This is a genomic window from Actinoplanes sp. NPDC024001 (genome assembly GCF_040638955.1).
Taxonomy (GTDB): Bacteria; Actinomycetota; Actinomycetes; order Mycobacteriales; family Micromonosporaceae; genus Actinoplanes.
Window position 1 is genome coordinate 1 of record NZ_JBEZZB010000249.1, and the last position, 10,606, is coordinate 10,606.

The following is a 10,606-nucleotide window of genomic DNA, read 5'->3' on the forward strand; positions in this document are numbered from 1 at the left end:
CAGTGTCGACCCTGCCTGGCACGATTTCTTCGCGGACTACAAGCCGGCGACTGTGGCCGCGGCGGGCGCGTCCGTGCCGGCCTTGGCGGCGGTCGCGGTCGCGTTGGCCGCCTTCGCCTCGTCCGGCGTCGCGATCGAGCCCGTGGCCATCGCCGGCTTGTAGTCCGCGAAGAAATCGTGCCAGGCAGGGTCGACACTGGTCGGGTCGGACAGGTATCGCTGGTACATCTCATCGACGATCCACTCGTTGGGACCGAAGTCCGCGAGTGGATTGTCCTGCGAAGTCTGCTGCGTCGACACTGCCGCGTTCGCCTCTTTCACCGTGTTTGTCATCACGTGACTGCTCCGTCACGCGGGACGGGTAGGATTCGGTGTCCAGGCTACGCCGTGCACGAGCGCTGTCCGCTCGGACGTCCGCTCTGTGACCTATACGGTCTGCACGCTTTGCTCCCGCCGGCCCCTGTCAGCCGATGTCGCGGCGCCTGGTGATCAGGGTGCCCACCGCGCCGGTGACCGCCGCATATGTGATGAGAACCACCACGCCGGTCAGCCGGCCCGGTCCCTCCGGGAGCATCGATCCGCTGATCATCAGATCCGAGGCGACCGTCGGCACCAGGAAGTCCAGCTTCTCCAAGCCGGAGATCCAGTCGCTGAGCACGAAGAAGACGGCGGTGACCACGGCGGTGCCGAGCACGTAGAGGGTGGACAGGATCAGCGTCGCGGCGAGCTGGTTGCGGATCAGCACGCCGCAGCCCACGCCGAGGATCGCCCAGAGAGCGAAGGCCAGGGCGTTGAGGCCGATCGCCTCCCACACCTCGCTCGCCCCGAGCTGTGCCGACATCTCCACGTCGGCCATCACGATCGGGGTGATCACCAGGTTCAGGGTCGTGACCACCGCCCAGACGGCCAGGCTGATCACGATGGCGGCGGCGAACTTGGCCAGGATCACCCGCTCGCGGCGGGGCGTGGTGAGGAAGGTGGTGGTCGCGGTGAGGTGGTGGAACTCGTTGGTCACCATGATCGCGCCGAGCAGCAGAACCACCAGGAGCCCGAAGAACTGGCCGCTGGTGACGAGGCTGACGGTCACGCCGAGGTCCTGGCCGGTCGGCTCGCTCGTCGCGCTGGCCCAGTTGAAGAAGAGTGCCGCGGCCCAGAGCGGGAGCAGCAGCAGGCCGAAGCCCCACCACAGCGAGATGGTACGGATCTTGAGCAGTTCCGCGCGTACCAGGTTCACCGGATCGCCGCCTTTCCGGCCGTCAGTTCCAGGAACACCTGTTCCAGATCCACCCGTTCGCCGGTGAGCTCGTGCAGCTCCACGCCGGCCCGGAACGCCACGCCGCCGACCTGGGCCGCCTCCGCGCCGATCACCAGCAGCGAGCCGTCCGCCTCGCCGCGCACCTGCAGGCCCTCCTGCTCGATCGCCTCGGTCAGCCGGCCGGGCTCCGGGGTGCGCACCCGCACCTGGGCGGCCTGACCGCTGCCGAGCACGTCGGTGACCGGGCCCTGCTGGATCAGCCGGCCCGCCGCCACGATCACCACGTCGTCGGCGAGGTGCTGCATCTCGGCCAGCAGGTGGCTGGAGACCAGGACCGTGCGGCCCTCGCCGGCCAGCCCCTTGAGCAGGTCGCGCATCCACCGGATGCCCTCCGGGTCGAGGCCGTTGGCCGGCTCGTCCAGGATCAGCACGCCCGGGTCGCCGAGCATCGCGGTGGCGATGCCGAGCCGCTGCCGCATGCCCAGCGAGTAACCCTTGAACTTGCGCTGCGCGGCCGGCTGCAGACCGACCAGGTCGAGCACCTCGTCGGCCCGGCGCGCGGGCAGCCCGGCCGCCTGGCAGACCACCCGCAGGTGGTCCCGCCCGGTCCGGCCGCGGTGGGCGCTGGACGCCTCCAGGACCGCGCCGACGTGGCGGATCGGGTCGGCCATGTCGACGTACCGCCGGCCGTCGATGGTGGCGGTGCCGGCGGTCGGGGTGACCAGGCCGAGCAGCATCCGGAGCGTGGTGGTCTTGCCGGCCCCGTTCGGGCCGAGGAAGCCGGTCACCCGGCCCGCGCGCACGGTGAACGAGAGGTCGTCGACGGCGCGCAGCCTCCGGTACTGCTTCGTCAGGTTCTCGACGGCGATCATCGCCGCAACCTACTTGATCACCGCAATCCAGGTGGCCCGTGCGGTGGCGAGACGGCTGCCGTCCGGCCCGTGGACGGTGGAGTCGACGATCGCCTTGCGCCCGCTGATCTCGACGGCCGCGCCGGTCACCACGCACTCGGCGCCGGGCGCGGGCAGAGCCTCGACCGCCGCGGTGATCCGGCCCAGCACGTACGCCTGGCCCCGGGCGATCGCCGACCAGCCACCCGGGCAGTCCAGCGCCGCCCACATGGTCGGCACCGACACCTCGTCCGGGACCGTCCACGGCGCCGCGGTCCGCCCGTCCGGCAGCACTCCGGGGAAGATCCGTAGTCCGTCGCCGGCCGCCCGGTCCGGGCCGCAGACGAAGCAGGTGGGGAAGGGGTGCGCGGTGAAGCCGGGATAGCTCCGGGACGCCTCGGCCGCGGCATCGAGCGCAACCGCGGCGACCCCGTCGCCGGCCGTGTCCGCCGCGGTGACCTCGGCGACCAGGGTCTCCCCGGCGAACACCGAGCCGTCCCGCAGCTCCAGGCCGGTCTCCAGGGGCGGCGGCACCCGCAGTGTCACCTGGAAGGGCGAGCCACCGGTCCGGGCGCCTGCGGCGACCGCGAAGACGCCGGAGCACCAGCCGCCGTTGCCGGTGCCGGGAGGTCCGTTGAAACGAGCCGGAATCAACATCCACCGACCTTCGCACAAGTCGCTCACCCAGCAGTCACGCATCGCCACTGCGCACCTCCGCGGCGGAAAACCGATGCCAATCGTTCAAGCGCCCGACACGCCGTCGGCGCATGCCGCCCTTACACAGATCTCATGGCAGTTTTGATGACCGCCGCCGCACCCACCGGGACCAGCGGCTACACCCTGCTCCTCGCGGACGACCCGGCTCTCGTGGAGGCCGCCCAGCGTCTGCGGCACGACGTCTTCGCCGGCGAGCTCGGCGCGCGCCTGCCGAGCACCGCGAACGGGCTCGACGCCGACGACCTCGACGCCTACTGCGACCACCTGATCGTCCGGGACGACGCCTCCGGCGCGGTGGTGGGCACCTACCGGATGCTCCCGCCGCGTGCCGCCGAGCTGGCCGGGCGCCGGTACGCCGACGCCGAGTTCGACCTCAGCGCGCTGCGGCCGCTGCGCGATCACCTGGTCGAGATCGGCCGCTCGTGCGTGCACCCCGATCACCGCTCCGGCGCCGTGGTCAACCTGATGTGGGCCGGCATCGCCCGTTACCTGCACCTCAACAACCTGCGCTGGCTGGGCGGCTGCGCCTCGGTGCCGCTGGCCGACGGCGGGCACGTCGCCGCCGGCGTGCGCGCCCGGCTCAACGCCAAGCACCTCTCCCCGCCGGCCCTGCGGGTCCGCCCCCGCAACCCCTGGGTGCCCGGTGACGACCTGGTCGCCGACCCCAAGGTGGCGGTGCCCCCGCTGCTGCGCGGTTACCTGCGGCTGGGCAGCTGGGTCTGCGGCGAGCCGGCGTACGACCCGGACTTCGCGTGCGCCGACTTCTACGTGCTGTTCTCGATGGACCGGCTGGACCCCCGGTACCGCCGGCACTTCCTGGGCGCGACCCGATGATCTGGCAGCCGAGCTCGGCGTGCGGGGACCGGTGCCGGCCGGGCGGGTGGGCCGCGGCGGCGCCGGGAACCACAGTCGTCCGCGTCGGCGCGCTTCTCGGCGTACTCCTCGGGGGTCTGTTGCCGGCGGCGCTGCTCGGTGGCGGCGCGCTGCGGCGCCTGTCCCGTGCCATCCTCGCGGTCCTGGGTGTTCGCCTGGTCTGGCGCGGCCCGCTGCCGCGCCCCGGCAGCCTGCTCGTCGCCAACCACGTCTCCTGGCTGGACATCGTGGCGCTGACCGCGGTGCTGCCGGTGCGCCTGGTGGCGAAGCACGACGTGCGGGCCTGGCCGGGGATCGGCGCGACCGCCGGCCGGAGCGGGGCGATCTTCATCGACCGCTCGCGGCCGCGGGCGTTGCCCGCGACGGTGTGCGAGGCCGCGGCGGCGCTGCGAGCCGGGCGGTCGGTCGCGGTCTTCCCGGAGGGTACGACGTTCTGCGGCGCCGAACACGGCCGGTTCCGTCCGGCGTTCTTCCAGGCCGCGATCGATGCCGGCGCCCCGGTCGTGCCCATCTCGATCGGTTACGACTCGGCCGAGGCGGCCTTCGTCGGCGACGACACCCTGTGGGGCTCGGTGCTGCGGGTGGCCCGGGTCCGCCGGATGGCCGTCACGCTGGTGGCCGCGCCGGCGCTGCGCCCGGAGGCGGGCGCCGACCGGCGGGTGCTGGCCCGCGCGGCGCAGGCCAGCCTCGGCGGCGGCGGATATCGCCTGGCCGCGTGACCTCCGACCGCCCCACCCGCCACCCGAAAGCTGACTGAAGGCCTTCCTCACAGAAATTTTTCAGCGAGTGTGCAGCCTCGGTGCAGCGGCCGGGGCAACAATGGCCGCATGGCCGCCCAGACCCAGCCCAAGCAGAGCGAGGCAAAGCTGCTCGTCGTCGAGGACGACGCGAACATCCTCGAGCTGCTCTCCGCCAGCCTGCGTTTCGCCGGGTTCGACGTCACGACCGCGACCAGCGGCAGTGCGGCCGTCAGTGCCGCCCGCAGCTCCGCGCCCGATCTCGTCGTGCTCGACGTGATGCTGCCCGACCTCGACGGTTTCGAGGTGATCCGGCTGATGCGGGAGGGTGGGCAGCGCACCCCGGTGGTCTTCCTGACCGCCCGGGACGGCACCGACGACAAGATCCGCGGGCTCACCCTGGGCGGCGACGACTACGTCACCAAGCCGTTCAGCCTGGAGGAGCTGACCGCCCGCATCCGGGCGGTGCTGCGCCGCACCACGGCCGGCGAGGAGCAGCCGTCCCGGCTCGTCTTCGCCGATCTGGAGCTCGACGAGGAGACGCACGAGGTCTACCGGGCGGGGAGCCGGGTGCAGCTCTCGCCGACCGAGTTCAAGCTGCTGCGCTATCTGATGCTCAACGCCAACCGGGTGCTCTCCAAGGCGCAGATCCTGGACCACGTGTGGAAATACGACTTCCGCGGTGACGACAACATCGTCGAGTCGTACATCTCGTACCTTCGCCGGAAAGTGGACAACGTGCAGCCGCGCCTGATCCACACCCTCCGCGGTGTGGGCTACGTGCTGCGCAAACCAGCTGTGTAGGCCCGATCGTGACTATTGCCGAGCGGGTTCGAGGGTCGATCCCGCGCCAACCCAGCCTGCGCAAGATCTCGCTGCGGACCAAGCTGGTCGCGGCGGTGCTGGCGCTGGTCTTCGCGGCGCTCGCCCTGATCAGCGCGACCAGCACCTACGCGCTGCACCAGTTCATGCTGGACCGGATGGACGCGCAGCTGAAGTCGTTCGGCACCCACGCGGTCAACGCCTTCAACGAGGGGCGGCCGGGCGGCGGCTCGATCTTCCTGCCGCCGGACTACTACGCCGCCCGGACCACGGTCAGCGGGGTGGGTGAGCGGTCCTACCTCCGGTCCCAGCTGACCGAGGAGAACCTCCCGCCGCTGTTCACCGGTGTCGAGGAGATCGACGCGCACATCGACGAGCCCTACACGGTCCGCTCCTACGACGGCAAGTACGTCTGGCGGATGGTGGTGGCCCGGCTCAACAACGGCGAGGTGCTGCACGTCGCCCAGATGATGACCGGTGTGGACGCGGTGATCGCCCGGCTGGTCTGGGTGGACTTCCTGGTCGGGGTCGGCGTGCTGATCGCGCTCGCCACGATCGGGGCGGCCATGGTGCGGCAGAGCCTGATCCCGCTCGTGCAGATCGAGCGCACCGCCGCCCGGATCGCGGCCGGCGACCTCACCCAGCGTGTGCCCGACCCGGAGGTGGACGGCGGCGAGCCGACCACCGAGCTGGGCCGGCTCTCGGTCGCGCTGAACACGATGCTCGCCCAGATCGAGGCCGCCTTCATCGCGCGGGCCCAGTCCGAGCAGGCGGCCCGGTCCGCCGAGCACAGCGCCCGCCAGGCGGCCGAGGCCGCCAAGCGGTCCGAGGCGCGGGCCCTGCAGTCCGAGGAGAAGATGCGGCAGTTCGTCGCTGACGCCTCACACGAGTTGCGTACGCCGCTGACCACCATCCGCGGTTTCGCCGAGCTCTACCGCCAGGGCGCGGTCTCCGACCCGGAGGCGGTGGCCCGGCTGGTCCGGCGGATCGAGGACGAGGCGTCCCGGATGGGCCTGCTCGTCGAGGACCTGCTGCTGCTGGCCCGGCTGGACCGGGAGCGGCCGCTCACCCTGGCCCCGGTCGAGTTGCCGGTGCTCGCCATGGACGCGGTGCAGGCCGCGCAGGCCACCGCACCGGACCGGGAGATCACCCTGGAGGTGCGCGACGAGCCGGAGCGGCTGGTGGCGTACGGCGACGACGCCCGGCTGCGCCAGGTGATCGGCAACCTGATGACGAACGCCGTGGTGCACACCCCGCCGGGCGCCGCGGTGACCCTGCGCCTGTTCGCCGGGACAGGGGACACCGCGGTGATCGAGGTGGCCGACACCGGTCCCGGGTTGAGCCCGGAGCAGGCGGAGCGGGTGTTCGAGCGTTTCTACCGGGCGGACGGGGCACGGACCCGCAACACCGACCGGGAGGCGACCGGCACCGGACTGGGTCTGGCGATCGTCGCGGCGATCGTGGCGGCGCACGAGGGATCGGTCGAGGTAGATTCCGAACCGGGCCGGGGCGCCACCTTCCGTGTCTCTTTGCCGACCATAAATGCGGAAAAAGGGTTCACAGAAAACGTCCAGGGCTAACACAGTTCGGTACGAGTACGACGGGGCAGAGTTACCTACATGAACGAGAACGAGACCAACCCGCGGCCCGCGGACGCCGCCGCTGACCACACCAGCGCGGAGCGGGTGGAGTCTGAGCAGCCGACCGCGGCGCAGCCGTCGGTTGCCCCGCAGTCCGCCGCTCCCCAGTCCGCGGCACCCCAACCACCGGCCACCGACCCCTCGGCCGGTTACGCGCCCGGCGCCGCCCAGCCCGCGGCGCCCCAGCCTCCGGCGCAGCCCCCGCACAACCCCTGGGCGCAGTCGCCGTGGCAGCAGCCGGCCCCCGGGCAGGACTACCCGACCACCGCGGTGCCGTACGGGCATCCGCACCAGGGTTACCAGCCTCCACCCGGCTACGGGCAGCCCGGTTACCAGCAGCAGGACCCGTACGCCGCCTGGCAGGCCAGCCAGGCGCAGCCCGGCACCGAGAGCGCCGCGGCCTGGGCCCAGCCGGTCGGGATGGAGCAGCACCAGCGGACCCCGGGGCGCGGCCGCAAGATCTTCGTCGCCGGCGCGGCGGCCGTGCTGATCGCGCTCGGCGGTGGTGCGGTCGGCGCCGCCACCACGCTGGCGCTGGACAACGACAACAGCAACCGGACCGTGCCGACCAGCAACTCCTCGGTCACCCGGGTGGTGGACCGCTCGTCGCTGGCCCAGATCGCCGCCGCCGTGCAGGACAGCGTCGTGTCGATCACCACCGGCACGGGCGAGGGCTCCGGCGTGGTGATCAGCGCCGACGGATACATCGTGACGAACAACCACGTGGTCGCGAACGCCCAGGGCGAGTCGGTCAACATCATCTTCGCGGACGGCACCAAGGCCACCGCCAGCGTGGTCGGCACCGACCCGCGGACCGACCTGGCCGTGGTCAAGGCCACCGGGGTCAAGGACCTGAAGGCCGCCAAGTTCGGCGACAGCTCGCAGATCCAGGTCGGCGACACCGTCCTGGCGCTGGGCAGCCCGCTCGGCCTGGAGGGTTCGGTGACCGCCGGCATCATCAGCGCCAAGGACCGGACCATCCAGTCCGGCGGCGAGGAGGGCCAGCCGCAGAACCCGTTCGGCGGCCAGCAGCAGCGGTCGAGCGCCACGATGACCGGCCTGCTGCAGACCGACGCCCCGATCAACCCGGGCAACTCCGGCGGCGCGCTGGTCAACACCAACGGCGAGGTCATCGGGATCAACTCGGCGATCGCCACCTCCGGGTCCGGCTCCGGCAACATCGGTCTCGGCTTCGCGATCCCCAGCAACAAGGCGGTCGACGTCGCCGAGGCGCTGATGCAGGGCAAGAAGGTCAGCCACCCGGCGCTCGGCGTCAGCGTCACCGACGCGGAGAACGGCGGCGCCCTGATCAGCAGCGTCACGTCGGACAGCGCGGCCGCGCAGGCCAAGCTCCAGCAGGGCGACGTGGTCACCAAGGTCGACGGCAAGGCGGTCGCCGACTCGGACGACCTGGTGGCGGCGGTCCAGTCGGGCTCGGTGGGCCAGAAGATGACCCTCACCTTCACCCGGAACGGCAGCGAGCAGACGGTCACCGTCACGCTGCAGGAGGCCCAGTAGTACTTTCCGCTACGGCGGGTGACGCGACCGGGGTGGCCGCGTCACCCGCCGTATTCCTCTCTATGCCGGGATTCAGGACCTTCGCGACCAACAGGCAGCTTTTGCCGCGCGGGACTCGCGTTTGCCCAGGCAACCGCCTAATCTCCATTCGCCGCCGGCGTCGGCTCGCCGCCCGGCGCGGTGAGATTTTTCACTTCGGCGGAGTGAGAGGCCCTGCGAGTTGACGTACGTCGAAACCCGGACCAGCGTCTGGGAAGCCCTGGCCGGCCGTGCCCCGGGGGTGCCGTCCGGGCCCGCCGACACCGGCCTCTGGCACACCGTGGCCGAGCGGCTCAACCCGTCCAGCGCCCGCCCCGTCCTGCGCCCCGGCATCGAGGTCCGCCACCGGACCGCGGTCCGTGGTGGCCGCTACGTGATGCTCCGCTCGCCGGACGACGGCGGCCGCAGCTCGTACCTGCGGCTCACCCCGGAGGAGTACCAGCTCGCCCTGATGATGGACGGGGTGAGCACGGTGGCCCGGCTGGTCGCCGAGTTCGCCCGGATCGCCGGCCGCCTCGCACCGGACCAGGTCCGCCGGGTCGTCGCCGACCTGGCCGCCAACCGGATGCTCGAGGAGCTTCCGCTCGACGCCTTCCGTCCGCTGCGCGAGATGACCCGCGAGCCGCTGCCGAAACGGGTCGGCAGCTCGCTGCTCGCCGCGGCCGGCGGCCGCCAGGTGCTCTCCTTCGAGGTGGACGGCCTGATCACCGGCCTCTACCGGAGCGTCGGCCGGTTCCTCTTCACCCGCGCCGCGGTCTGGATCGGCGGGCTGTTCGCGCTCGCCGGAGTCGTCCTCTTCGCCGCCACCTGGCAGCGCGGGAGCCGGTCCCTCTTCCTGGTGGGTGACTCCTACCTGTTCGGCGCGATCACGCTCGTGCTGCTCAACGTGCTGGCGCTGGCCGCACACGAGCTGGGGCACGCGCTGGCCGCGAAACGGGTCGGCCGGGAGGTCCCGTCCGCCGGGCTGCTGCTGTACTTCGGCATCCCCTCGGTCTTCGTGGATACCAGCGACGTCTGGATGGCCGGCCGGCGCGCCCGGATCGCGGTCACCGCGGCCGGCCCGGCCACCGCGCTCGGGCTGGCCGGTCTGGTGCAGCTGATCGGCCTGGCCGTCCCGGCCACCGGCGGGATCGCCTTCAAGCTGGCGTTCCTCTTCTACCTGCACGTCTTCTTCAACCTCAGCCCGCTGCTGCCGCTCGACGGGCAGTACCTGCTGATGGACTGGCTGGAGATTCCCGACGTGCGGGCGCGGGCCCTGTCCTGGCTCTCCGGGCGGCTGCGCCGGCGCGGCCCGCGCTGGTCGAAACTGGACCGGGAGGGCCGCCTCGTCGCCCTCTACGGCGTGCTCGCGATGCTCTGGCTGGTCGCCGCGCTCGGCCTGGGCCACCGGCTCTGGACCGACCGGGTCGAGGGCCTCGCCGTCGGCCTGTGGTACTCCGGATTCCTCGGCCGCCTGCTGCTGCTCGTGATGGTGCTGGGCATCCTCGCGCCGCCGCTCTACTTCCTGCTGGGCCGGCTCGGCAAGGCCTGGCGCCGGGCCCGGCAGCGGGCCGCCGAGCGGGACCGGGACGCCGACCTGCCCCGCCGCCTGGCCGCGCTGCAGGCCTCCGAGCTGGGCGGTCTGCCCGAGGCGGCACTGCAGGGGCTGGCCTCCCGGGCCCGCTGGCTGCACCCGCCGACCGGCCGCCAGCTGGTTCTCGCCGGCGACCACCAGCCCGCCGTCTACGTCGTGGTCGAGGGCGCCCTGCACGGCCGCCGTCCCGGCGACCCGGGCGGCACCATCCGGCACCACGTCGGACCGGGTGGCGTGGTCGGCCTCGCCAACGCGCTCACCGGCCGCAGCTCCCAGCTGGACTGGCACACCGCCGGCACCACGCTGCTGGCGCTGCCCGCGTCGACCGTCGCCACCGTCGTCGGCCCGATGCCCGGCCCGCCGCCGCAGGAGCGGGCGGAGGCCGAGGCGCTCTTCGCCGACACCCCGGCGCTCTCCGGCCTGGAGGAGGACCAGCGCCTCGCGCTAGCCCCCGGCTCGCCGCTGAACTGGGCGTACCCGTGCACGCGGTCACCGGCGCCGAGCACGGTGAGCTCCCGCAACGCCGGCTGCTACCCCGCCTG

8 protein-coding genes and 2 pseudogenes are annotated in these 10,606 nt (G+C 72.4%); 6 read left to right on the forward strand and 4 right to left on the reverse strand.

What is annotated here, in order from left to right; genetic code table 11:
• Positions 1-150: 150 nt before the first annotated feature.
• From AB0F81_RS47840 to AB0F81_RS47855, 4 genes and pseudogenes are all read right to left on the reverse strand, one after another.
• Positions 151-300, reverse strand: a pseudogene (locus AB0F81_RS47840) (hypothetical protein); the annotation flags it as partial.
• A gap of 163 nt (positions 301-463) precedes the next feature.
• Positions 464-1,234, reverse strand: a complete 771-nt coding sequence (locus AB0F81_RS47845) for an ABC transporter permease (RefSeq protein WP_360210513.1) — start codon at positions 1,232-1,234, stop codon at positions 464-466.
• The gene (locus AB0F81_RS47850) at positions 1,231-2,127 is read right to left on the reverse strand and encodes an ATP-binding cassette domain-containing protein (protein ID WP_360210515.1); all 897 of its coding nucleotides are present in this window, start codon (positions 2,125-2,127) and stop codon (positions 1,231-1,233) included. The genes AB0F81_RS47845 and AB0F81_RS47850 overlap by 4 nt, the downstream gene beginning before the upstream one ends.
• A 9-nt stretch (positions 2,128-2,136) precedes the next feature.
• The gene (locus tag AB0F81_RS47855) at positions 2,137-2,802 is read right to left on the reverse strand and encodes a hypothetical protein (protein WP_360210517.1); all 666 of its coding nucleotides are present in this window, start codon (positions 2,800-2,802) and stop codon (positions 2,137-2,139) included.
• 132 nt (positions 2,803-2,934) lie between these two features.
• Here AB0F81_RS47855 and AB0F81_RS47860 point away from each other — a divergent pair, with 132 nt between their 5' ends.
• The 6 genes and pseudogenes from AB0F81_RS47860 to AB0F81_RS47885 all read left to right on the forward strand — a co-directional run.
• A complete protein-coding gene (locus AB0F81_RS47860) occupies positions 2,935-3,696 on the forward strand; it encodes a GNAT family N-acyltransferase (RefSeq protein ID WP_360210519.1) in 762 nt (253 codons plus the stop codon).
• On the forward strand, positions 3,693-4,454 hold the full coding sequence (locus tag AB0F81_RS47865) for a lysophospholipid acyltransferase family protein (RefSeq protein ID WP_360210521.1): 762 nt from the start codon (positions 3,693-3,695) through the stop codon (positions 4,452-4,454). Before AB0F81_RS47860 ends, AB0F81_RS47865 begins: the two co-directional genes overlap by 4 nt.
• 108 nt (positions 4,455-4,562) lie before the next feature.
• Positions 4,563-5,276: a response regulator transcription factor gene (locus AB0F81_RS47870; RefSeq protein ID WP_360210523.1), complete on the forward strand. Its 714-nt coding sequence runs from the start codon at positions 4,563-4,565 to the stop codon at positions 5,274-5,276.
• Positions 5,277-5,284: 8 nt separating this feature from the next.
• Positions 5,285-6,874: an ATP-binding protein gene (locus tag AB0F81_RS47875; RefSeq protein ID WP_360210525.1), complete on the forward strand. Its 1,590-nt coding sequence runs from the start codon at positions 5,285-5,287 to the stop codon at positions 6,872-6,874.
• Positions 6,875-6,913: 39 nt separating this feature from the next.
• Positions 6,914-8,452 (forward strand): trypsin-like peptidase domain-containing protein, encoded by a 1,539-nt coding sequence (locus AB0F81_RS47880; RefSeq protein ID WP_360210527.1) that lies wholly within the window; start codon positions 6,914-6,916, stop codon positions 8,450-8,452.
• Between the two features lie 220 nt (positions 8,453-8,672).
• Positions 8,673-10,606: pseudogene (locus AB0F81_RS47885) on the forward strand (cyclic nucleotide-binding protein); the annotation flags it as partial.

Coding starts and splice junctions, on each gene's coding strand:
- AB0F81_RS47850 (WP_360210515.1), bottom strand. CDS start 2,127: ATGATCGCCGTCGAGAACCTGACGAAGCAGTACCGGAGGCTGCGCGCC.
- AB0F81_RS47860 (WP_360210519.1), top strand. CDS start 2,935: ATGGCAGTTTTGATGACCGCCGCCGCACCCACCGGGACCAGCGGCTAC.
- AB0F81_RS47855 (WP_360210517.1), bottom strand. CDS start 2,802: ATGTTGATTCCGGCTCGTTTCAACGGACCTCCCGGCACCGGCAACGGC.
- AB0F81_RS47870 (WP_360210523.1), top strand. CDS start 4,563: ATGGCCGCCCAGACCCAGCCCAAGCAGAGCGAGGCAAAGCTGCTCGTC.
- AB0F81_RS47865 (WP_360210521.1), top strand. CDS start 3,693: ATGATCTGGCAGCCGAGCTCGGCGTGCGGGGACCGGTGCCGGCCGGGC.
- AB0F81_RS47880 (WP_360210527.1), top strand. CDS start 6,914: ATGAACGAGAACGAGACCAACCCGCGGCCCGCGGACGCCGCCGCTGAC.